We start from the raw sequence: 24,079 nt of genomic DNA on the forward strand, positions 1-24,079 counted from the left end.
GGCTAAGCGAAAACGACTTTTATGATGAAAAAGAAAACCCCGCGCTGTAAAGTGCGGGGTTTTTGTATCCAATCATGAGTATCTTAATCGACGCTGTAACAGTAACTTAGAATGTAGTCGTCACCATTTTTTGCGGTATATTCTTTATCTTCACTGCATGCCATCGGCTTACCTTTTTTGTCGCCTTTGATTAGACTTATCCAATGGCGCATCGCAGTTGGTGCATTGCCAGTTAGTTCAGGATGAAACGTCGTGCGAGTTTCTAATTGAATATCGTCAATGTCCACTAATTCCACGCAACCAGTGCCTTTGTGACAGCCAAACAGCACTTCTACATGATTGCCCGAATCATCTTTAAACAAAATCGACTTTGGATCTTCCTTTTCACCAGTGTACGCCACAAAATGTTTCGGGCTTTTCAGGCCGCTATGCGAACCGTCTTTGAAATAAGCCAATACATGGCGATAATCAATTACGTAACTTGATACGTCTTGGTGCGACCCGTTCTCCAATGGGAACATGCGGTCAAGCAGTTGCTTCGCTTTTACTTGTTTCTCACTCTGCTGCTCAGCACTTACCGCTTCGACGGCAAATACGGCTTCAGCGATAAATGGGCGTTGTTGTTGTTGCATCTCTTTTTTATCGAAGTTCAGCATATTCATCGTCATATCCTCGCACTTAAAAACTCGTCCTAGAGTAAAAACTTAAATCCTTTATTTAAGTTTCAGGCAATTCTGTGAAGTGGATGGTTAATTTCCTTGCCTGCTCATTATGTAGACTAGCGAAATATTGACTACAATTTCACAACAAAAATTTTACAATGTGAATTTTACAAAATGTCTGTGTCAAAAAGCCTTATTCGTCAGTCTCATTTTCTTGGTACGAAAATTCGTAATCTAAGAAAAAACAACCATTTAACGATGGAAGATTTATCTGCCCGTTGCGTAAGAATTAATCCAGAGTACGCTCCTTCGGTTTCTTACCTTTCGATGATTGAGCGCGGAAAACGCGTACCGAGTATCGATATGCTCGAAGTGATCGCGGAAGTTTTTCAAAAAGATCCTGCGTGGTTTTTAGATGATGAACCCGAATTAGAAGCCATCACACCCAACAAAGGGAATCGTGGTGGGATTAGTGGCATGGCGCTGGAGCCGAGCTTCCTGTTCTCCAATGATATTCTTCAAATCGCGATACCAGAAATGCTCTCCCAAACAGGTATCACGGGGCGTCAATTCGCCCACTTACTGATCCGCGCACACCAAGAAAACCATCAAAACCATTTTCCTGATTTAGAGCGCGCCGCCGAAGAGGTCGGCTTGAAGCGGCTGAATCTATCTGTAGAAGATCTCGTAGACATTGCAAAGAGTATGGGATTGGATATCCGCTGGGTAGATCGAGCGCCACAAGATGTGATTGATGAACTGGGCGTCAGCGCCAAACAGTTGATTACGTCTTTCATGGAGCCACCTGGGACTATTTATCTCAATAAACGAATGCGTGACTATCCAACCCGATTGAAGTATGACTTGGCGGTATATATTGGTCATCGAGTGCTCCATAGCAGCGATGCAATGAATAACGTTTTATCTATCGGGCATCAAAACAATTGGGAGCAAATGGACAGCCCTGTGTCGAACTCTGAACTCAATTCGCAAGATATCCTGCAAGCTTGGCGTGATTTTGAGTCCAGCTTCTTTGCCGGTGCCCTACTCTGCCCCAAAGTACCCTTTCGTCAGTTGCTTGACCGTTCTGGTTACGAGATTGATGTTCACAAAAAGGCCGGCGTTTCTCCTTCCGTTGCAATGCGTCGCATGACGGTGGTCTCGCCTTACCCTCATTGGCACTATTTTGATGCCTATGGCCCTGGCAAGTTAAAAGCCGTGTATCGCGGAAATGGTATTCCATTGCCTTGGGGCAACATGCGCAAAGTGAACGACCCTTGCCAGCACTGGGCCGTATTCCGACGCCTTTCCCAGCCTTTGGATACAAGTTCAGCGCAAATTTCGATTTTAAATGTTGGTGACGAGCCACGTATCTACTGCTGCGAATCGGTCAACGTATTTGATCCTGCGGGAAATAATCGCGTGCTATGTGCCGGTATTGATCTTAACCCTGCTATTTCTGCACAAGGTGGCGATGCCGTTTCCATAGCGGAAGAACTTAAGTCCCTTTGTGTCGCTTCCGGCGGAAGTAGTGTTATTCCTCCCCACATCAAAAAAGACTTAACGACTATCGCTAAGATATTAAACATCAACTGGATAGAGCGCGGGATTCAAACCCAAGCAAGGTTGATCTGCTCCAGAGGGGCGGTTTGTCCAAGACAACCTAGTTGTTACAGCAAGTGCGGAGAAGCTGATGAGACGGGCAGCGACGTGAATATCATCGGGCTTTAGAAAGAAAAAACGCCAATCACAATAAACGTGATTGGCGGTATATACTTGTGAACAATTTGTATTCACTAACAACGTCAGTTGGCTAGGTGACCCTCGGCTTAATAAGGGTCACTCTAAGTAAAGCACGATGCGTGCCAACTTTAAAAAAGCCGTTTTTTAGTAGATCCAGATGCATATCGTTGCTTTATTAACCATTAATTTCGCAAACTGCATTTGCAAAATGCAACATTATGCAAATATGCCACTGAATGCACTGCTAATAACGACTCTCTCAGCAAAGTGTCTGTGAACATATGAAGTCACATATTCTTGCACCTCAATGATGATGAGATTTCGGGCTCCCAACTTTACCATTCCTCTAACCCCTTATTGAAACTGGGTTCAGGCTCATCCGCCATGCTTTTGTTGATACATTCTCTCATCGGCTATTTTCATCATTTGCTCAGGAGATGACATTTGCGGGTCAAATATCGCGTACCCAATACTGGCTTTCAAATAGATAAGCGTTTCATCGTAAATGACGGGCGTAGAGCATAGCGCTAATCGAAGTTTTTGTAGAAGAGACTGAACATTTTCTTCCGTTCCTGGGTGATGAACTACAACTAAGAACTCATCACCGCCCATTCTGGCCACGATGTCTGATTTACGCAGAGAGCTTTTTACCCTTTCAGCCGTAGCGATTAAAACTTTGTCACCTGCGTCGTGACCATAGGTGTCGTTAATGTGTTTAAACCTATCTAGGTCAATATTAATTAAGGCGAAGCTATAACGCTTTTTATAACGTTTCGCTATTTCAAACTGCTGCTTGTAAAACTTCATAAAATAGCGACGGTTTGGTAAACGCGTGAGTTCATCGTGTAAAGCTCTGTCATCTGCAATGGTATACAGTCGATAAATGGCGAACAGCGCGAGGCTAAGTGCGAATATAATGGGATAGCCGATTACTCTAGCTAAATGCAACTGATGCCAAGAGATTTGGCGATCAGCTTTGCCTCCAGAGAAAACCACCATACTCCACCCACCATAAGGAAAATGAACCATCTCTTTTGCATATGCCATGCTATTTACACTTTGCGCGCCAAAGAAAGCATCACCAAATGAGCCACCGCTATCGTAACCACGGATCATTAAAGGGTAACGATACGAGAAATCAATTACGCCGGTTTCTCTCATCAGAGCATCGAAATCAATCACCGCACTGATCACTCCCCAGTAGTCCTGATTCATTGGAGGATCAAGAAAAACAGGCACACGCACGATCAAACCTCGGCCACCTTGAATCAAAGTCACTGGCCCTGCGATGAAAATTTCTTGTACATCCTTGGCTTTTTGCACCTGTACCCACTGCTGTGGCACTGCGCGGTAATCAAGGCCGATTAGGCGCTCATTACCTTGGCGTGGAAATACATGACTAATTACATCATTTTTCGCGATACCGATGATTGTAATATGTTTACTTTTATTTAGGATTCGGTGAGCGGCGATACTCAATTCTTCTTCTTGGTTTTTAGGAAGTAACGTAATGAGTGTCGCTAAAGTACTGGCTTTGTAGATATCCGCCATAAGTACCGCTTCCAAATTGGAACGGAGAATGGAAAGTTGTTCTTTGGCCTCAACTTGAACTCGCTCTTTGTGAAGCTCTTGCTGGTTTCGATTTAACAGCTCGATAACCCCAATACACAAAGCGAAAAAGGTGAGGAAGAACAATGCAAAATAGCATCGTTTTCTGGGTAAATAACGCATTTTCTCCCCACAACTCGTATACAACTACGAGATTTTTTATTTATTGTTAAAATTCTTATTATCACAAGAATAACCAATCATAATCAGAAAGGTAACAGTGATTGACAACTTTTATGTTTTAGGTGTGAGATGATGCATCAACAAGGCGATTTATTTGGCGGCGATCTATGGCAAGAAGTAGAAAGAGGAAAACTTTATTATGATCCTCAATTTCTTAACCATCTTGAGGCGGATAATTACTTTGACCAACTTCGAAAGACACTGCCATGGCACCAAGAACACATTACTATGTTCGGCAAGTCAGTACTTCAACCTCGCTTACAAGCGTGGCACGGTGATGCAGCATATACTTACTCAGGCTTAACCATGCAGCCTCACCCTTGGACTCCTGAGTTAACTCAGCTCAAAGTGCGTTGTGAATCAGTTGCTGATGTCACTTTTAATTCTGTTCTCGCTAACTTATATCGACACGGCCAAGACTCAATGGGCTGGCACCAAGATAATGAACCAGAGTTAGGTAGAAACCCTGTTATCGCATCTTTGAACTTAGGTGAAACACGTCGATTTTTGCTTAGAAATTTACATTGTAAAACTGAGATTGAATACGAGCTTTCTCACGGCTCCTTACTGATTATGGCTGGCGAGCTACAGCATCACTGGAAGCACTGCGTACCAAAAACCGCGAAAACCAAAGATGAACGTATCAACCTGACTTTTAGGCAAATTTTTAACTATTGACTCAGCTTTTACATTCTCAATTAATATTGATGGTAGGTTTAGGTTCAGGACTTCATAGGGAATGGATTTATGCGTATTAAACCTCTTAGCTTAGCGGTCTTACTCTTTTACTCACTTACCTTTGCTGCTCAGGCATCACAGGAAGACGTACCGCTTCTCGATAATACTCAATCAGCGCAGTTGATTCGTAGTACCTACGAACAAGAACTGTTCACTTTCCCGGCGTTTAAAGAGGGCCATTTTGGCTTGCGCATGTACCGCCAAACATTAGATGAGAAATATCACGCTGCCATTTGGACCGACATGGCACAAGTAGCCAGCCGGTTAAACCAATTTGCTAATGAAGTCGTTGAACCAGAAGACATCATTCTCTATTCATCTCAAAGGCTGACCACGTATCAAGAGAAAGAAACCGAACGAGGTCAGCGACGCTATACCGTGACTAAACACCATCCTGAGTACCTTTATCTTGGTGTGGATTTGCTTGGCGCAATGGCAAGAGCAAACGAGTATGGCCTAAAGCATAAACAAGACAAAACGCTGAGAAAAATTATTAGGCTCTACGATTTCTCGCGTTACGTTACGGACAAAGAGATGATAGAGGCATGGGCAGCTCAGCTTGCAAACCAAGTCTACTGGCTTCGTCAGCTAGGAGAGCAAGATGTGGTCGAGGAATTCACTCAAACCTTCCGGAACACCTACCCCGACGATAAAGATAAGATGCTTTCAGCTCAGCAGTATTGGAACAAACTCTATGGTATGACGCACATCATCTTTGCCGATTCACAGTATTATCAGGAGCGAGTAAGCGAGAAGAAACACCAATGGATTTATGATTACTTTCGCAACAACATCGACACTATCCTACTGCGCGCCAAAGAAGACGTGATTGCGGAAGTCGGCATTTCGTTTTTGTTAGCAGGCTTGGACCATGATCCGGTCGTAAAGAAGACCCGCCAAGCCATTCGTCATGCAATCAACGCAGAAAAAGGGATGATTCCGTCGGTCGACGGTAACTTTGATCTCAAGTACGGCGAACACCGTAACGTGCTAGCCATCATGCTGCTCGATTGGAAAGGGGTACATAAAGCGCCAACTTATCAAGAGCACCCAGAGGCTTTTAAATCGATACCTTACGGCTTAATGCCCAAGCCTTAGAAATAACAAAACCCGCCATTTAGGCGGGTTTTGAGTGTGGATCTTCAATCTAAATTAGAGAGAGATAAAAATTCCCGCTAAGCAAGCACTCATCAGGTTAGCGAGTGTACCAGCAGCAACCGCTTTTAGGCCTAGACTTGCAACATCTTTGCGGCGCTCAGGTGCCATCACGCCGATAGAGCCCAACTGAATCGCAATTGAGCCAATGTTCGCAAAACCACACAACGCAAAAGTGATAATAATTTGAGTATGCTCAGACAGTGTCGCTTTGTGCTGCACAAAATCGATAAACGCAACAAACTCATTCATCACCACTTTCTGACCAATGTATGAACCCGCAGCTAGAATTTCGTGGCTTGGCACACCAATCAACCACGCTAGAGGTGCAAACAAATAACCAAAAATCGCTTGTAGCGTTACGCCAGAGAAACCAAGTATCTCACCCAAGTTTTCTAGCCCCGTGTTCACCATCGCGATAACACTCACGAAAGCGATAAGCATGGTACCAACAGCAACGGCAACTTTCATACCGCCCATGGCACCGCTTGCTAGCGCATCAATTACGTTGCTTTCTTCTGATTTATCTAGCTCAATATTGTTGTAATCGCTTGGCGTTTGACGCTCAGGAACGATGATTTTTGCCATCATCAAACTACCTGGTGCTGCCATAAAGCTTGCCGCGATCAAGTATTTGAGGTCGACCCCTAAACCAGCATAACCACCAAGCACACTGCCCGCCACTGAAGCCATACCACCAGCCATCACAGCAAACAGTTCAGAGCGAGTCATGTTAGAAAGAAATGGACGAATAAGAAGTGGTGACTCGCCTTGAGATAAGAAGATGTTCCCTGTTGCAACCAAAGACTCTGCTTTACTCGTACCCAAGAACTTCTGGATAGCGCCGCCAATAAATTGAATCACTTTTTGCATAATGCCCAAATAGTAAAGGGCGGAGATAAGAGCACTGAAGAAGATGATGATAGGAAGGACACGAATAGCGAAGATAAAGCCAGAAGAAGCGAGGTCACCAAAGAGGAATTTAATCCCTTCATCAGCAAAGCTGAGTAGCCCCGCGACACCATTACTTAAACTCGTCAGCGCCGCTTGACCCAACGGGAAATAGAGCACTAACGCAGCAAACCCCATTTGTAGCATCAAGGCGCGAGATACAGTTTTCCAATTAATGGAAGAACGACCCTCAGAAAGTAGGAAAGCACAACCTAGCAGTGCAACAATACCAAATAGACTAAATAGAACACTCATGAGCTGGACCTACTAAACGTTGAAAAAGAAAAAAGAGCCAAAGGAATTGGCAGAAGAAAGGGACAACGCAGCGAGCGATAACTCACTTTTAGATCCAGAATGTAGACAGAACGAATAGTTCGACATCTTATTTTTACCTTATACAAGCAATTGAACGTAGCTGGTCCGGTCCGTGGGGTCATTCACTGCTGGCGAGCATGTTGCTTGGCCTGCTCCATGTGACGGCTTGTATGGGTAAGGGTCCTGAACAACTAAACCCTAATTCCCGCTTAAACGGGACGCAAGTATAGCCAACAAAAAGAGATATTCATCACATTTATTTACGCAAACGTTCAAGCGTTCAAAATTTAGACAAAAGTACTCTTTTGTCGTCATACTATTAATAAAAGTAAGGGAATAAGGATAGACGTTGATGGTAAAAAACATAAAAGTGACCAATAAATATGCAATCAAACTCGAAAGAGCCAAAATTCGTCATTTTGCTCTCGCCAACAGGTGGATTTTGGTTATAATTCGCGTTGCTTCTTTCGAGGCCTCTGAGTATTCAGAGCATCATGATGCCGAGATGGTGAAATTGGTAGACACGCTAGCATGAGGTGCTAGTGCCTTTGGTGTGAGGGTTCGAGTCCCTCTCTCGGCACCATTATCCTTCTTCCCTAATTTTGTTCGAGTGTAATGCAAAGTTCTAAGCAGGCAAGACAGTCTACAGATGCTAATCAACTTCTGAGTGAGCTTGCGGTTCACGCTTTATTACACCTGCACTTTAAAATTCACGCGTCCTCGCATGGCCTCTCCCTTAAAGAACGTAATGACTTACTTCAGAAATGGCTGAAACCAAAACTGAAGAGTAATCGCTATAAGCTGATTAAAAAGCCGTTAAAATCTTTGACTCAGCAGGCAAAAGGTGAGAACGGAAATCTGGAAGCATTACTCGAGCGCTGCGTCGGTGCAGACAAACCCAGCAACCCTCAACCCGATCTAGATAGCTACTTGCTGCTGATCAACGAGATTGAGAAGAAACTGGGGACTACCGTGTTATTATCTCGACCGGAAGACGTCGACTTATCTCACGACCAACACGGCTGTTTGCTGTGTGTGCTTTCTGAGAACTTAAATCAGCACTTCGATGATAATAACGCCCTAATCGCTCCTATTTCGATGCTGTTCCGCGGACCAATGAGTCAACGTTCACTTTTCCTTGGCAGCATTTACGCCAGTGGTACCTTCAATTATGAAGTGCAGTATCAAGACGACCAGTTCGTTCGCATCACATTAGAGTTAGCGTAACTGTAACGCTAAGAAATAAACGAATCGAAAAAGGCCGCGAAACTCGCGGCCTTTTGATTATCTAGATTTAAACTTGAGTTAATCGATCTCTTTAAATCGAGCAGTAAAGTGGCGCAGCACTGGTGGCTCGTACTCGAAAGTGAGCCCTTTTAACTCATGTGCACGATTTTTCAGTTCGATAATCGCATCCGCAATGTAATCCATATGATCGTTTGTGTAGACACGACGTGGAATGGTCAAACGCATCAACTCAAGCTCTGACGCTTTTTGTTTACCCGTTTCCGGATCTCGACCAAGCAGCAACGATCCTATCTCTACTGCTCGAATACCCGCTTCCAAGTACAAAGCATTACACAATACTTGCGCAGGAAACTGATCCGCTGGAATATGTGGCAAAATCTTAGCGGCATCCACAAACACCGCATGACCACCCGTTGGGTATTGAATCGGAATCCCGCCTTCACGTAAGCGCTCACCTAAGTATTGAACTTGGCTAATTCTATAATGAAGAAAATCCTCGTCCGCGGCTTCATACAAACCGCGAGCGAGCGCTTCCATATCACGCCCAGCCATGCCACCGTATGTTACAAATCCTTCCATGGGTACGCAGCGTGTCTGCACCGCCTGGAACAACTCCTTATGATCACGAATACAACACATGCCACCAATGTTTACCATCGGGTCTTTCTTAGCTGACATGGTGAGCATATCACCGTACTGGTACATCTCACGGATGATTTCCAGAATCGATTTATTCTCGTAACCCGCTTCACGCTGCTTGATAAAGTAGGCGTTCTCACAGTAACGAGCCGAGTCAATCACCACTGGAATATCGTACTTGGTTGCAATCTCGTACACACTGCGCATGTTTTCCATCGACACAGGCTGACCACCGGAGCTATTACAAGTAATCGTGGTGATAATTGCACAGATGTTATGCGAACCGTGCGCTTCAATTGTTGCCACCAGCTTATCGATATCAAAATTGCCCTTCCAATCATAAGGCGTAGTGGTGTCGAATGCTTCTTCCGTTACCACGTTAATCGCTTTACCGCCATTGAGTTCAATGTGACCCGCTGTGGTATCAAAATGGTAGTTCGAGATAAATACTGGCGTTTCGCCACCACGCACCTGACGCATACGCTCAATCAAAGCGGGGAACAAAATTTGCTCGGCACCACGCCCTTGGTGTGCAGGCACGGTGAGCTTATAACCGAAGAAGTGCTCCACTGCATCACACAGGTTGTAGTAATTTCGACTCCCCGCATAGGATTCATCCCCCATCATGATGCCAGCCCACTGATTATCACTCATGGCACCAGTGCCAGAGTCAGTCAGCAAATCGATATAAACATCATCACTACGAAGAAGAAATGGATTATAGCCCGCTTCTTTTAACGCGACTTCACGGTCTGCCAAAGTCGTCATTTTGATTGGCTCAACCATTTTGATACGGAAAGGTTCTGGAATACGTTTCATTGTTAATTTCCTTATACGCATTGCCCTACGCAGTTTCACGTAAGACTAAAAAACAAATAGATAGAATGCTTTTCATGCAATTGCATTGAGGAAATCAATGAGAAGAGATTTTACTAAGAAGAGACAAGCAGTAGTCTAGGTTATACCAGAACGACAGCACCAAACGGCTATCGAGAATATCCTTTATTCTCATCGTCTTCGTCCTCCTGATAAAAATAAAAAGTCAGAAACCCCATGTCTCTGACCTTTTCAATATAGTGTAGTTTTCAATCAATTTTCAGTGAGGTCACCCTCATTTTAAGAAGGTCTCGCCCTTTTCATTCTGCGTTTGATATTACTTTCTTTGACTAAGTAATCGAAAAGTGGCGCGAATAAGTTAGCAAATAGAATCGCTAACATGATGCCTTCTGGATAAGCCGGGTTCAGCACTCGGATAAAAATCGTCATCACACCGATTAATAGTCCGTATGCCCATTTCCCGTTATTGGTAAAAGCTGCCGAGACAGGGTCTGTCGCCATAAAGAAGGTACCAAACGCAACCCCACCAATCACGAAGTGCCAGTAGAACGGCATGGAGAACATGGGGTTAGAGTCTGAACCGATCGCATTCAATAGTAATGAAGCTCCGATTAAACCGACCAACACGCCCGCAACAATTCTCCACGATGCAATCTTCATAAAGATGAGAACCAAGCCTGTTAGTGCGATCAACAACGTGGAGACTTCACCCATCGAGCCTGGTAAATTACCAACAAAAGCATCTCCCCATGAAATTGTTTGTCCTGTCATATTATTTATCAAAGCACTTTGCCCGCCTTCATACCATTGACTAAGTGGAGTAGCGCCAGAGTAACCATCAGCCGCGACCCACACAGCACCACCGGACATGTTGGCAGGATAGGCAAAGTATAAGAACGCTCGCCCTGCTAAAGCTGGATTTAGGAAGTTTCGTCCAGTACCACCGAAAATCTCCTTCGCCACAACAATACCGAAAGTGATACCTAAAGCCGCTTGCCATAGTGGAATTGTCGGAGGAAGAATCAGCGCAAAGAGTATAGAGCTGACAAAAAAACCTTCATTTACCTCATGCTTTCGCACAATAGCAAACAGAACTTCCCAGAAACCACCAACGATAAACACCGTCGCATAAACCGGGAGAAAGTAAGTAGCACCAAGCCACATTTTACTTCCCCACCCCGCTTGTGAAACCGCATCTAACGAGCCCCATACCCAACTCAGTTGCCATGAAGAAACAAGCGCTTGCTGAGCTGAGGCTTGATCCATTCCATACAACAAGGCATCACTCGCTTGCTGGCCTACGTTGTACATACCCCAGAACATGGCAGGGAAGACCGCCAACCACACCATGATCATAATACGTTTTAAATCGATGCTATCTCGAACGTGAGTCATGCCCTGGTTTACCTTACCATGCGTGTAAAAAATGGTTTCGACAGCTTCGAAAAGTGGGTAGAACTTGTGATACTTCCCACCTGGACCAAACTTAGGTGTCGCTTTCTCAAAGTAATGTTTAAGGCTCATAACGCTCCTCCTTTATCTAAAAGATGGTACGCACATGTGTAAAAAGCGATCGTTTTTTAATCTCTTCGTCTTCCTTCTTCGTACTTCACCTTGTTCGCCACTCTTCTGTCTCCTCTTTAAATCCGGCGAACAGTTTATCCAACGAAAAAGGGACCGCTCATGGACACACTCGCCATTGACCTAGCTAGATTCCAATTTGCCTTTACTGTCTCTTTCCACATTATTTTTCCAGCTTTTACGATTGGTTTGGCAAGTTATCTCGCTGTATTAGAGGGCTTGTACCTAAAAACGGGCAACAAACAGTACATGCAAATCTATAAGTACTGGCTCAAAATCTTTGCCATCAGTTTTGGTATGGGTGTGGTGAGTGGCATCGTGTTGAGCTATCAATTCGGTACTAACTGGAGCGTGTTTGCCGACAAAACAGGCCCAATCCTAGGCCCGCTGATGGGTTATGAAGTTTTTACTGCGTTTTTCCTCGAAGCGGGGTTTTTAGGCGTGATGCTTTTCGGTATGGATAAGGTGGGTAAGAAGCTTCACTTCGCCGCGACTTGCATTGTTGCATTCGGGACGTTTTTGTCTGCGTTTTGGATACTTTCGGTTAATAGTTGGATGCAAACACCAGCGGGCTATAGTATCAACGAAGCCGGACAGTTTATCCCAGAAGACTGGTGGGCGATTGTCTTCAACCCTTCTTTTCCTTACCGGCTCGTTCATATGTTGCTCGCCGCTTACCTTACTACTGCCTTTGTTGTAGCTGGCGTTGCCGCTTACCACTTACTAAAAGCAAACCATAACCCTCTAGCCAGAATTATGTTCTCGATGGCAATGTGGATGGCTGCCATCGTGACACCAATTCAAATCGTTGCTGGAGACATGCATGGATTAAACACCCTTGAACATCAACCCGCCAAAGTCGCCGCGATGGAAGGGCACTATGAGTCTCACCAAGGCGCGCCATTGATCCTCTTCGGTATCCCTAACGATGAAGAAAAACGTATGGAATACGCACTGGAAATCCCCAAACTCGGTAGTTTGATTTTAACTCATGACCTCAACGGTGAAGTGAAGGGGTTAGATGCTTTTCCAGAGGAGGAACACCCTCCTGTATCTATCGTTTTCTGGTCTTTCCGAGTAATGGTCGCGCTTGGTTTTGGCATGCTTGTTATTGGTTTGTGGAGCCTTTGGCTAAGAAAACGTCGCAAACTTTTTGATTCAAGGGCACTTCAACGTATTTGTGTCCTGTTTGCCCCAGCGGGGTTTATTGCAGTTTTAGCAGGCTGGATAACTACCGAAGTCGGTCGACAGCCTTACACCGTATACGGTCTTTTAACCACAGCCAATTCGGCATCGCCTATTGATGCCGCCGCGGTGAGCGTCTCCCTGACGGCGTTCATCGTGGTTTACTTTGTGGTTTTTGGAGCTGGCTTCTTCTATCTCCTACGTTTGATGCGCAAGTCTCCAACTCGATATGAAGAAGGTCTAGATAGCCGACTTCCTGATGGCACGAAAACTGATGCCATCACACATTCTAACCATCTAACCTAGGAGCTAACTCATGGATTACGCATTAATTTGGTACGCTTTGATTGGGCTCGCCGTTCTGATTTATGTCGTGTTAGATGGCTTTGATCTCGGTATTGGTATCCTATTCCTCAGCGCTAATGACGATGAAGAGCGCGACATGATGATGAATAGCATCGCTCCTGTTTGGGATGGGAATGAAACTTGGCTAGTTCTTGGCGGTGGTGGGCTTTTTGCCGTGTTCCCCCTCGCCTACGCGGTCATTATGCCAGCACTCTATGCTCCCCTGATTTTAATGCTGCTCGGGTTAATTCTGCGCGGGGTTTCTTTTGAGTATCGCTTCCGAACACAACGCGGAAAGTTTTTATGGGATAGCGCTTTTTTCATTGGTTCACTCACCGCGGCATTGATGCAAGGCATTATGCTCGGAACCCTGCTCCAAGGTATAGAGGTTAGTGAACGAGCATACGCAGGTGGATGGTTTGATTGGCTTTCGCCATTTAGCGTATTTTGTGGCCTGGCGCTTGTTTGTGCTTATATTCTGCTCGGTTCATGCTGGTTATTAATCAAGCTTCCAGAAGAGCTGATGGGGCGCTATTACGTGGTCGCGCGACGATGGGGGCTAGCGATGGTAGCCTGTATATTTATCGCCAGTTTGTGGCTGCCATTGAGCCAAAATATCGTCTTTGAACGTTGGTTCTCATTACCAAACTCGCTACTGTTTTTCATTTTACCAATTATTGCAGCGGCACTTATTTGGCAGTTATTCAAAGCCTTACTCGACCACAAAGCCGTCCGAGCCTACGTTCTTGCGATCGGCCTGTTTCTTGTGTCCGCGATGGGTTTCGGTGTCAGTACATTCCCTTACTTGGTCCCATTCGCACTCACTTATCAAGACGTCGCCGCGCCAGACAAAAGTTTGGCATTTTTACTTGCCGGTGCGGTGGTATTACTTCCTCTGATCATAGCCTACACGGCTTATTCGTACTGGGTGTTCCGCGGCAAGATGAAACGTGGAGAAGGATATCACTGATGAAACTAAAGCCCATTTTGTGGTTCATTGGCATTTGGCTGGCAAGCGTGGTCGCCTTGTTTATCATCAGTTCGTTGATACGAACTGCGATATTGTAGGCCCAGAGTCGACTGCACCACATCTGAAGCCATTGAGGTCTATACTCAAGCAAGAGTAAAACAACGGAGTGTTTTTATGACCTTAAAGCGGTTTCTGGTAACTTTGATTCCTTTGACGGTTCCACTGTTTTCACCAAATGCATTGGCCGTAGACAAGCAGATGTCATCCGCCATGAAAAGTAAAATGCGGTCTATTTGCTCCGCAACAGACGAGCAGGGCCATTGGCAACTTGCTGAAGCAACTCCTGACGCCAGACGCTCACTCAACATGGTGCTTTATCAAATGAATGCCGATGATAAATTGAAAGCAATTCATGAGGTGAGAACGAAAATGGTCGGCGGCACCCATTATGCGTTTGAGTTCGAGTTGCAAGATGGTCAAGTCTGGAATGCAATTGTATTGCACTGTGCCCGAGGCGATTACATGATCGAAAGACACGCAAAGAAAGGCGAACTCTGCCCTAAATAGCAATAGACACTACGACTCTACAGCCGACACAATAAAGTCGACTGATTCAGTCGCCTTTATTGTTGGTATGTTTAGGTATCGCTTCAAAAGCTTGGGAAAAGTAATAGCTTTCAACCTGAGGCCTAACTAAATCACAAGCTAACCCAAGGTCATCATTTTTTGTGAAAGGTAAATGTTCTGACACTAATTCCTGGGAATCTTTGTCCACGGTCTGGAAAGATTCAACAATTCTAAGTGGCCAGTAAGCTTTATTCTCAGTAACAAGAAAAAAGTAATATTGGAGCTGCTCTCCATGAGTCACGGCATTGTTAATTTCACTTCTAATTTTAACCACTTCGATTTTGCTACCAACACAAGTGAAGTCATATGCATCAGTAATTTCCGCTTCCTTCGCGCCCGGAGTATATACCATATAATCCGATTCAAACTTATTATCAGTCAGAAAATAACCATCGTCGACACTAGTTAACTGAAAGGAAAATGCAGGGTAATGTACTATCAAACAAGCTCCAAAAGCCCTACTTAAAAATTTCTTTGAAAATACCTTTTTTATACAGTTCGGTAAATATCTCATGTCGTTGTCCATATGAATCTGTATTTTTATTAATAACCCTAGTAATACTATCAGTAACCGTTCTAGATGCTCCCTTATCGGCTTTTAAATATAGTTTATTCTTCAGCCAAAAAATCATAGCAGTCCTGATGGCATATTTAGGTTGAGCAACTAACTGGGGCGAAGAAGAGAAACTCGTATTTTCGTTCCAAATATTTGCGTGTATGCTTTCTGTCGCTAAATAGTTTCCTTTCCCTGTTAACTGTATCATTCCTCTACCGCGATATTTCCATCCATCTCCGGTACTTGCATCACCATTGCCTATTTTCATGGCATAGGCATTATTTGCTATCGCTTCTTGGTTTGCTTTTTGATTGATGGCATTTTTTCTCCCGTGCTTTTCAGCTAACGCCGGCCTATTCCGATAGACTCTGAAAGTGCTTTTCAATCCTTGAACTGAATAATTCAGGTTTTCCTCCATTCTCATTCCAGGACCAACCTCTTTTGCTAATTGAGCGACAAAGTGTGACAGTCTCAGTTCACTATCTAACTTACATTCAGAGATCTTCATAGAAAGTTCTTTGCTTATAATCACTAAATAGTCTTCTGAAACTTTAGTTTCATTCTTCCATACTTTTCTAAGGTGCTGTTTTGTAATCATAGTCCCTCCATCTGATGAAGATTAAAACTGAAAGAACAAAAAATCACCTATAAAATTTGAAGTTGACATTGTATTACGACACTTTAAAACCATTTCTTACATACTAATTACATTATTGTGCGGCAAATAACATACCAGTCAATATTCTAGAAAAGCATTCTTTTCGCTCATATATTTTAACATGGCTTTTTACTGTTAAACCGTCTCGGTTTTCGCCTCTATCTTCTCATTCACTTTATCGCAAATGTACTCTCCAATAGGCATTGCAGATGTCGCTGCAGGAGAGGGGGCGTTGCAAACGTGCAGGCTTCTTGCGCTCTCGGCAAACAAAAAGTCATGAACCAAGGTGCCATCGGATAACACTGCTTGCGCACGAATACCCGCAGGATATGGTTTGAGATCTTCTACCTTGATGCTTGGGCAATATTTGTTGACCAACTTGAGGTAGCCCGGCTTCCACCACGAGTTCTTAAACTCACCCAGTCCGGTTTTTAGATGCTTTTGTGTCACCTTCCAAAAGCCGGAGAAACTGAGCATTTGCATGGTATCTTGCAAGCTGAAGTTAACCTTGTCGTACCCTTCTCGCTTCCAGCCTTGCACCGCATTTGGACCAACGGTCACACTGCCATCAATCATGCGAGTCAGGTGGACACCTAAGAATGGCAAATCAGGGTCGGGAATTGGATAAATAAGATGATTCACCACTTGGTCGTGTTTGCTATCTAAGCGGTAGTATTCACCACGATAAGGGATGATCTGAAAGTTAGTTGGAATACCCATCATCTTGGTCATGCGATCCGCCATCAAGCCGCTGCAAGTAACCAAGAACTTGGTATTAAGTTGCATGGTTTGCCCGTCTGAAATGCAGGTCAGTTGAACTTCTTCATCCTTCTCTTCGGCAGCCACCACTTTGGTTCTCAGACTGATTTGACCGCCAAGCTTTTTAAACTCTTCCGCCATCTGCTCTGTGACCAAACGATAATCGACAATACTGGTGGTTTTGACATAAATCGCACCCAAGCCTGTGATGTTTGGCTCAGCCAGCTTGAGTTGGACTTCATCGAGTAGCTTTACGTCGATGCCGTTGACATGGCAGCGCTCATAGAGGGCATTCATGCGTTCGATTTCTTGCTCATTGGTCGCAACCAGTAACTTGCCACAGTTCTCCACCGGAATATCGTGCTCGGCACAAAACGAAATGGTTCGCTCTACCCCACGCTTACAAAAATCCGCTTTTAAGCTGCCCGGTGCGTAGTACACCCCGGCATGAATCACGCCGCTATTGTGTCCGGTTTGGTGCTGGGCAAAACCGGACTCTTTCTCAACCAATAAAATGGATTTGTCTGGATGACGTTGCTGTAGTTGCCATGCTGTCGACACACCAACGATACCGCCACCAACAATGATGTAGTCATAGACTGATTTCATACGACCTCTTATAAAACCGATAGTTGAGATTGTTGCAATTTGAACTTGCGACCACTGTAAATGAACACCGCGACAAATACCGCGCAGCTTGCCACACGAACCAACATTGGGATGTCGTGCCAAACTAGCAATGTACCTACCACTACCAACAAGAGACGCGTCAGAATGTTTAGAGGACCTTCCAAGTAGCCTTCAATCGCACCAATCAATGCATAGGTACCGATGATGGCAAAGAAGCCCACGGTAATCACTAACGTCACATCCCAACTGACTAAGCCTGTATAAGCAATCAACAGCGGTACAAGATACAAACCTTTGGCAATTTTCCATGCCATCAAACCAGTGCGCATTGGCGGTGTTTTAGCGATGGTCGCTGCTGCAAATGCGGTCAAACACACTGGAGGCGTAACGTTGCTGTCTTGCGATAACCAGAAGATGATGAGGTGAGCAGCCAGCAACGCCAAGCCTACCGCTTCCATACCCAAACTTTGCTCTAGTAGGGTTTCCATAAAGTCCGCAGGTACTAGCGCCACCATTTCTTTCGCGGTTTCCAACGCCATTGGTGCATTAAGCAGTTCCAACTTTTCTGGCGCCGCCAACATGAAGATCGCTTTTGCTTGTTCAGGCAATTGACCCGACACCATCAATTCAAGCAATTGGTTTTCCGCAATCAATTTGTAAAGCGCAGGGGCAGACAGTGTACCCAATACAATATACGCCGCTGTCACGGGTAAACCCATACCTAAAACAAGAGAAGCGAGCGCAATCAGAATGATCATGATGAACAGGTCGCCATTCGCCCAACCGTCGATCATCAGTGAGAACGTGTTGCCGATGCCCGTGGTGCTGATCACGTTGATCACCAAACCAATACCCACCAGCAATACCGCAGTTGTCGCCATATTTTTCGCACCTTGTGATAGCGCTTCGATGATCGCTTTTGGTCCCATCTTATGATCTTTCGAGAACCAAGAAGCCACCACCACAGAAATGATCGACAAGCCCGCAGCGTAAGTTGGCGTAAAGCCTTGAACCAACAAAGTAACCAACACCGCCAGCGGGATAAGATTGTGCCAACCGCTGATCAACACTTTCAGTAGAGACTCATCACTGGTCGTGATTTTTTGAACGCCGCTGCGTTTGGCTTCGATACGCACAAAGAACGCCACAGACAAGAAATAGATAAGAGCAGGAATGAAAGAAACGGCAATAATATCAACATAAGGAATTTGCGTGTAAGACGCCATTATGAAAGCACCCGCTCCCATCACAGGTGGCATCAACTGACCACCTGTTGACGCCGCAGCTTCAACCCCCGCTGCAAAGCGCGAAGGGAAACCTGCTTTTTGCATCAAAGGAATACTGATAACACCGGTGGAAACCGTATTTGCCACACTAGAGCCCGATACTGAGCCCATCAAACCGGAGCCAATCACTGCGATAAAACCCGGACCACCAATGATTTTGCCAGCCGCAGCACGTGCCACATTGATGATGTAATCACCGACACCAGAGCGAACAAGAAACGCACCGAACAGAATGAACATGAATACGAAAGTCCAACTGATGCGTGAGATAGAGCCAAACATGCCCTCAGAAGAATAGAAGCTGCGGTAGAGCAAGGTTTCCATGCTCAAACCCGGGAAGTGGAAAATACCTGTCGCCCACTTACCCCAAAGCACAACGTAGCTTAAACACACCACAATCAACACTGGAATAAACCAGCCCATGGTGCGTCGAATCAGTTCGATAACAATCAAAATTGCCATGATGGCGAAGACCCAATCGCTGGTCACGAACTTCACACCGCGTTCATATAGCGCATCTTCGGCATAGGGAATGTAGAGCAAACACGCGACCGCGCCCATGGCAATTAACACATCGATACCGAGTGCAATCTTACTCTGCTTGAGAGAGATATGAGCCGGATACCAAAGCGCACAAATCACCGCAAAGCCAGCAAAGTGGGTCGCGGAAATCCATAACTCTGGTAACGTCGATAAGGTATTAAACCAAATGTGCAAAGCAGACAACACCACGCCAAACACTGTGATTGTGGTGGTTACCCACGGAAAATCAGTGCGCGTGGGCAGCTCAAACTTCTGCAATTCCTTTTCTATTGAGTCGCTCATCTCATACTCCAAGCTCTGGCGGCTTTTTCCATCTTAGAAATCGGTAGGGATAAAATGCCCCGAGCCGAAACTCGGGGCGAAGTTGGCGTTATTTCGCCATTAGGTCTGATGGGATTTCGATGCCCATTTCTTTGTAGTAACGCACCGCACCTGGGTGAAGAGGCACTGGCAAGCCTGCAATTGCTTTCTCAATTGCCATTGCTTTGGTTGCTTTATGAATACCTTGTAGGAAAGGCAGGTTCTCGTAGATCGCTTTGGTTAGCTGGTAAACGTCTTCTTCCGAGATATCTTCACGAACAGCCAAGAAGTTTGGCTGTGCAATGGTGGTGATCGGCTTATCTAGACCTGGATACGTGTTCGCAGGGATCTCGTACTTCGTCCATAGGTTGTAATTGCCGTTCGCCTCTTTGATTTGTTCGTCAGTAAACGAAAGAATCGAAATGTCTTTACCCAGCGCAGCAAAAGCTTGAGTGACCGCACCAACAGGTACACCCGCAGGCGTGTTCATGCCGTCAATGGTGCCGTTTTGAAGTGCGCTCGCACTGCCGCCGTAACCCATGTAAGCAAGATTGAATTTATCAGGATCTACTTTCAGACCTTTCATGATTTGGCGACCAGAGTTTTCAGTACCTGAGTTCTTCTTACCGATAGAAAACTTCTTGCCATCTAGGTTGTTCAGGTCAGTCACTGTGCCCGTTTTTGCTAGATCCGAGCGAACAATAAAGTGCTCAACGTTTTGCCACAGCATAGAGACCGAACGCAGCTGCTCTTGGCGACCGCTCTTCTCATAAGGACCTTCACCAGACCAAGCCCATGCACCGTAAAGACCTTGTAGAATCGCGAACTGTGCTTCATTTTCGTTCAGCAGTTTGACGTTTTCACCAGAGCCCGCAGAGCTGATTGCAGAAAGGGAGAAGTGGTGCTTTGGTGCCAATTTCACTTTGCTTAACGTCGCCAGCGCTACGCCCACAGGGTAGTAAGTACCACCTGTCGATGCCGTTGCAAGAATGTAGCTACGATCTTCTGCCGCAGCGTTAGCAGCAATACCAAAAGAAGTCACAGCGACAGCCAAAGCTTTTACCAGCTTGTTCATTTTCATTATTACTCTCCGTGTAGTCGTTTCACGATTGGGGATTTACATCATGTTAAATCTTTATTAACAACAAATTCCCTAGAGCAATTGAAATGCCAACTTTTAACTCTTTGTATTTATTGAACTAAGTGCTGAAGGACATCAAAAATGAGCAAAATCATGCTGATTTGATAGCAAAGTAATGAGCAAGATCTTGCTTATTCAAGAGAAGAAGGTTGCACGCCTAGATCGCAAAAGGTTAATAAAATGTGATCAAGACAAAATAAATGCACGATTCACTAATAAGCAATATTTTGCCGATGCAATTTTGGATTGAACTGCAACTAATGAGCGTCTTAACAATAAGAAGAAAAAGCGCATCATTCTAAACTGCTCACTTTATCAGCTGAGGTTTATAGCCTAAACGACTACAAATAGCACAAAAATACAGCAAAGCAAGCCATGTTACAGAAATGAAAAGTCATTTATTCTAATTTTGAATTTAAAAAGCAGCTCGATCCACCAGTTCAGAAACAAACATTGACCGTATCAACTTATTTTCTACTTCGGGGTTGTGCCAATGGCCCTATGTTCGTTAGGGTAACAACACACCAAGGCAAACGTATTCCTTGGTATTTTTTCGTCATTAAGGATCACCCATGTCAGCAACTGCGCAATTACAATTCGCTTTAAAACGCCCATCTGGCGTTGCTGCTGCGATCCTCCTGCTCTCTCTGAAACTGATTCAGAGCTGACAGGCTATATCTAAACTTTCTGTCAGCTTGAGAAGAAGCTGACGGGAACACCACATACTCCTCCCATTCCTTTCAGTTTCTTCCAAGCGAAACATAAGAGGAATAACAATGTTAAGCGCACGCAATATCGCCGCTTTGGGCTTCATGACTTTCGCCATGTACTTAGGCGCAGGTAACCTGATCTTCCCTCCATTTTTGGGTTACCAAGCAGGTGAAAACTTTCTGAGCGGGATGTCTGGCTTCCTCTTAACGGGTGTTGGTCTGCCTGCGATGGCACTGGTGATGGTGGCTATCGTAAACGGTTCAGACAAATTAACCGCTGCCCTGCCTAAACCTTTGGCGACAAGTTTTTGGGTGATGGTATTTATTGTGATTGGCCCTGCGTTCGTAATCCCACGTGCGATTACCGTCGCTTATCAATTCAGCTTTGCGCCAATGTTTGGTGATGCCGCTTTGGTGCCTTTCACTATTGCCTTCTGTGCTATCACCATTCTATTTGCTCTATATCCGGGTAAGTTGGTCGACAACCTAGGCAAGATCTTAACGCCTGCCTTGATGGCAATCTTGATCATCATGTCTGTGACGGCTTTGGTTTCTCCTGCAGGTGAGCTAACTGCCGCAACGGGACCATACGTATCTGGCGCATTTGCTGAAGGCTTAACCCAAGGTTACATGACCATGGATGCATTAGGTTCTATCGGTTTTGGTTGGATTATCTTCCGCGCGATTCGCAGCATGGGTGTGGATTGCCCGAAAGCCACCGCAAAATACACGCTAATCGCAGCTTTGATGTACGCGGTTGCCATGGCGTTTGTTTACATCTCATTGGCTTACATTGGTTCGACAAGCTCATACTTGGGTTCTGAGTTCAGCAATGGTGGCGACATTTTAACGGCATTCACCTTCAGCCACTTCGGCGCATTTGGCTCACTATTACTAGGTGCCGTGATGGTATTGGCGTGTTTGACTACTGCTATCGGCGTAACCACAGCAGGCAGTGAGTTTTACGACAACACTTTCAGCAAAGTGAACTACAAAGGCTGCGTTATCACGACCATGGTATTGGCTGGTTTGATCGCCAACGTAGGTCTAGAGCAACTATTGGCTATCACATTACCAGCGGTTGTGGCGCTTCACCCAGTAGCGATTGCATTGATGATCATGGCACCAGTGCGCGACAAGATGTCGCAAATCATGGTCGTCGCAACCGCGTTCACTGCTCTAATGTTTGGTTGTGTTGATGCGCTGCACATCCTAGGTTACATGCCAAGTTCCACTGATGAGTGGATGGGTAATTACATGCCTCTGTACAATGACTTTGCTAGCTGGATTGTGCCTAGCGTATTTATGATGATTGTTGGTCTGCTGTTTACGACGAAAACCAACCAAACCGAACAATTCGAGCTGGTGAATGAATAGCCGTTTAACATAAGACATCGCTCAATAAGTGCGTTACTATGTAGCTCGCTTATTGATATCAGGCAAAGGAGTTGCCTGAATGAAAGATTGATATGGGTCGCCTATGGATAATCAGTATCTAGACATCAGAACACTGAACTTTATCGTTATTCTGTTCTCTTGCATTTACTCTATTAGTCTGCTTTGTTATCAATACACTCAGGGTAGAGTCAAAGGCCTAAAAACCTTCTCGATATCACTACTGTTTATTGGTTTAGGTCCTTTTTTACTTGGCTTTAGAGGCTCTGCGCCAGACTGGCTGACCATCGTCATAGCCAACACTCTCATATTAGTCGGCTTCTTGCTTACGCTATATAGCGTAAGCATTTTTCGTCAATACCCTTTAAAATTGGCTCACTGTCTCACCTTGTTAACACCTGTTTTCAGTGGTTCATTTTACTATTTCACCTTCCATGATCCTTCTATCAAAAGCCGCATTATTTATCTGAGCATGTATATTTGTATCGTCACCTTCTTTAGTGGTGTCGCTATGCTTAAAGGTACCCAAAAGGACTTAAAGCTCCCTGTTAAAGCAATGGCTTACTCTTTCTTTGGATTTAGTTTTTTTATGGGATTTAGGGCGCTTTGGAGTACTTTTTCAGGTGAGTTACCAAGCTTTATGGTCGCAGGCCTTATCCATCAGCTGACTTTCTTATTTAGCATCTGCCTGATCGTTGCTTTGAGCTTTAGTATGCTGTGGTTAATTAACGGACGCTTGGTGCAATCCATTAATGATCTCTCTCATTTAGATGCACTCACAGGGCTATATAATCGTCGAGCCATGGAAGAAATCGTTCCAAACTTGGTTAGTAAAGCACATAAAAAAAGCCAAGCAATCAGCATTATTATGACTGATGTCGACAAGTTCAAAGCGATTAATGATCACTATGGTCACACGGTTGGCGACTCCGTCATGGCAACGATCTCCACTATTTTTAAAAAGCATCTTCCTGAGTCCGCCTGCATTGTGCGATTTGGTGGTGACGAGTTCATGATTGTTTTGCTCGAAAAAGCACAGCAAGCCAAAATTGTCGCAGAGCAAATTCGCCTTGCGGTCGAAACTGAAACCGCTTTGCAATCATTTAAAACTGAAGTGACCATGAGCTTTGGTATCAGTCAGTTATCTGAGGGGCAATCACTTCAAGAGGCGCTTGCTGAAGCAGACGAAGCGCTATATAGCTCTAAACATACTGGAAGGAACCTCGTTACCTTGTTTGGAGAAGGTAAAGACCTAAATTATAAGTTTGTCCCAGCTCCAGCCAAAAGCGCATAACGTGTTTGTTATGCCAGTAA

19 protein-coding genes and 1 tRNA gene are annotated in these 24,079 nt (G+C 44.9%); 10 read left to right on the forward strand and 10 right to left on the reverse strand.

Annotated elements, in window-relative coordinates; all coding sequences use genetic code 11:
- Positions 1–83 precede the first annotated feature (83 nt).
- Positions 84–662, reverse strand: coding sequence for an aldolase/citrate lyase/malate synthase family protein (locus J4N40_RS21555; protein ID WP_250654507.1), 579 nt, complete (start codon positions 660–662; stop codon positions 84–86).
- Positions 663–836: 174 nt separating this feature from the next.
- Between J4N40_RS21555 and J4N40_RS21560 the strand changes: the two genes are divergently transcribed.
- Positions 837–2,393 carry a DUF3612 domain-containing protein gene (locus J4N40_RS21560; RefSeq protein ID WP_080773721.1) on the forward strand — a complete coding sequence of 519 codons (1,557 nt, stop codon included), beginning with the start codon at positions 837–839 and terminating at the stop codon, positions 2,391–2,393.
- Between the two features lie 387 nt (positions 2,394–2,780).
- On the opposite strand, the gene J4N40_RS21565 is transcribed toward J4N40_RS21560, so the two are convergent.
- Positions 2,781–4,136 carry a diguanylate cyclase gene (locus J4N40_RS21565; protein WP_042523392.1) on the reverse strand — a complete coding sequence of 452 codons (1,356 nt, stop codon included), beginning with the start codon at positions 4,134–4,136 and terminating at the stop codon, positions 2,781–2,783.
- A gap of 132 nt (positions 4,137–4,268) precedes the next feature.
- Between J4N40_RS21565 and J4N40_RS21570 the strand changes: the two genes are divergently transcribed.
- Positions 4,269–4,874, forward strand: a complete 606-nt coding sequence (locus J4N40_RS21570) for an alpha-ketoglutarate-dependent dioxygenase AlkB family protein (protein WP_053349380.1) — start codon at positions 4,269–4,271, stop codon at positions 4,872–4,874.
- A gap of 69 nt (positions 4,875–4,943) precedes the next feature.
- Positions 4,944–6,032 carry a DUF3541 domain-containing protein gene (locus J4N40_RS21575; protein ID WP_250654508.1) on the forward strand — a complete coding sequence of 363 codons (1,089 nt, stop codon included), beginning with the start codon at positions 4,944–4,946 and terminating at the stop codon, positions 6,030–6,032.
- 54 nt (positions 6,033–6,086) lie between these two features.
- Here J4N40_RS21575 and J4N40_RS21580 read toward each other — a convergent pair whose 3' ends face one another.
- Positions 6,087–7,295, reverse strand: coding sequence for a NupC/NupG family nucleoside CNT transporter (locus J4N40_RS21580; RefSeq protein ID WP_171345934.1), 1,209 nt, complete (start codon positions 7,293–7,295; stop codon positions 6,087–6,089).
- Between the two features lie 559 nt (positions 7,296–7,854).
- Here J4N40_RS21580 and J4N40_RS21585 point away from each other — a divergent pair.
- Positions 7,855–7,938: transfer RNA gene (locus J4N40_RS21585), tRNA-Leu, on the forward strand.
- 32 nt (positions 7,939–7,970) lie between these two features.
- A complete protein-coding gene (locus J4N40_RS21590; protein WP_005374167.1) occupies positions 7,971–8,582 on the forward strand; it encodes a DUF2913 family protein in 612 nt (203 codons plus the stop codon).
- A 78-nt stretch (positions 8,583–8,660) separates the two neighbouring features.
- On the opposite strand, the gene J4N40_RS21595 is transcribed toward J4N40_RS21590, so the two are convergent.
- Entirely contained in the window at positions 8,661–10,061 is a 1,401-nt protein-coding gene (locus J4N40_RS21595) for a tryptophanase (protein ID WP_005384172.1), read from the reverse strand.
- A 297-nt stretch (positions 10,062–10,358) separates the two neighbouring features.
- A complete protein-coding gene (locus tag J4N40_RS21600; RefSeq protein ID WP_250654509.1) occupies positions 10,359–11,603 on the reverse strand; it encodes an NADH:ubiquinone reductase (Na(+)-transporting) subunit B in 1,245 nt (414 codons plus the stop codon).
- A gap of 159 nt (positions 11,604–11,762) precedes the next feature.
- Here J4N40_RS21600 and J4N40_RS21605 point away from each other — a divergent pair, with 159 nt between their 5' ends.
- The 3 genes from J4N40_RS21605 (at position 11,763) to J4N40_RS21615 (ending at position 14,727) form a co-directional block, all read left to right on the forward strand.
- Positions 11,763–13,151, forward strand: coding sequence for a cytochrome ubiquinol oxidase subunit I (locus J4N40_RS21605; protein WP_017635517.1), 1,389 nt, complete (start codon positions 11,763–11,765; stop codon positions 13,149–13,151).
- A 10-nt stretch (positions 13,152–13,161) separates the two neighbouring features.
- Positions 13,162–14,160: a cytochrome d ubiquinol oxidase subunit II gene (gene cydB, locus J4N40_RS21610; RefSeq protein ID WP_005374173.1), complete on the forward strand. Its 999-nt coding sequence runs from the start codon at positions 13,162–13,164 to the stop codon at positions 14,158–14,160.
- A gap of 174 nt (positions 14,161–14,334) precedes the next feature.
- Positions 14,335–14,727 carry a cystatin gene (locus J4N40_RS21615; protein WP_250654510.1) on the forward strand — a complete coding sequence of 131 codons (393 nt, stop codon included), beginning with the start codon at positions 14,335–14,337 and terminating at the stop codon, positions 14,725–14,727.
- A gap of 46 nt (positions 14,728–14,773) precedes the next feature.
- On the opposite strand, the gene J4N40_RS21620 is transcribed toward J4N40_RS21615, so the two are convergent.
- From J4N40_RS21620 to J4N40_RS21640, 5 genes are all read right to left on the reverse strand, one after another.
- A complete protein-coding gene (locus J4N40_RS21620; protein ID WP_250155878.1) occupies positions 14,774–15,301 on the reverse strand; it encodes a hypothetical protein in 528 nt (175 codons plus the stop codon).
- Positions 15,246–15,941, reverse strand: coding sequence for a glycoside hydrolase family 19 protein (locus J4N40_RS21625; RefSeq protein ID WP_005374179.1), 696 nt, complete (start codon positions 15,939–15,941; stop codon positions 15,246–15,248). Before J4N40_RS21625 ends, J4N40_RS21620 begins: the two co-directional genes overlap by 56 nt.
- Positions 15,942–16,136: 195 nt before the next feature.
- Positions 16,137–17,369 carry an L-2-hydroxyglutarate dehydrogenase gene (lhgD, locus tag J4N40_RS21630; protein ID WP_064354485.1) on the reverse strand — a complete coding sequence of 411 codons (1,233 nt, stop codon included), beginning with the start codon at positions 17,367–17,369 and terminating at the stop codon, positions 16,137–16,139.
- A gap of 8 nt (positions 17,370–17,377) precedes the next feature.
- Entirely contained in the window at positions 17,378–19,501 is a 2,124-nt protein-coding gene (locus J4N40_RS21635; RefSeq protein ID WP_115386448.1) for a TRAP transporter permease, read from the reverse strand.
- A gap of 88 nt (positions 19,502–19,589) precedes the next feature.
- Positions 19,590–20,600: a TAXI family TRAP transporter solute-binding subunit gene (locus tag J4N40_RS21640; protein ID WP_017635521.1), complete on the reverse strand. Its 1,011-nt coding sequence runs from the start codon at positions 20,598–20,600 to the stop codon at positions 19,590–19,592.
- 836 nt (positions 20,601–21,436) lie between these two features.
- Between J4N40_RS21640 and brnQ the strand changes: the two genes are divergently transcribed.
- Positions 21,437–22,747 (forward strand): branched-chain amino acid transport system II carrier protein, encoded by a 1,311-nt coding sequence (gene brnQ, locus J4N40_RS21645; protein WP_104980348.1) that lies wholly within the window; start codon positions 21,437–21,439, stop codon positions 22,745–22,747.
- A gap of 103 nt (positions 22,748–22,850) precedes the next feature.
- On the forward strand, positions 22,851–24,059 hold the full coding sequence (locus tag J4N40_RS21650) for a GGDEF domain-containing protein (RefSeq protein WP_005374203.1): 1,209 nt from the start codon (positions 22,851–22,853) through the stop codon (positions 24,057–24,059).
- Positions 24,060–24,079: the final 20 nt, after the last annotated feature.

Source organism: Vibrio sp. SCSIO 43097, assembly GCF_023650755.1.
Taxonomy (GTDB): domain Bacteria; phylum Pseudomonadota; class Gammaproteobacteria; order Enterobacterales; family Vibrionaceae; genus Vibrio; species Vibrio alginolyticus.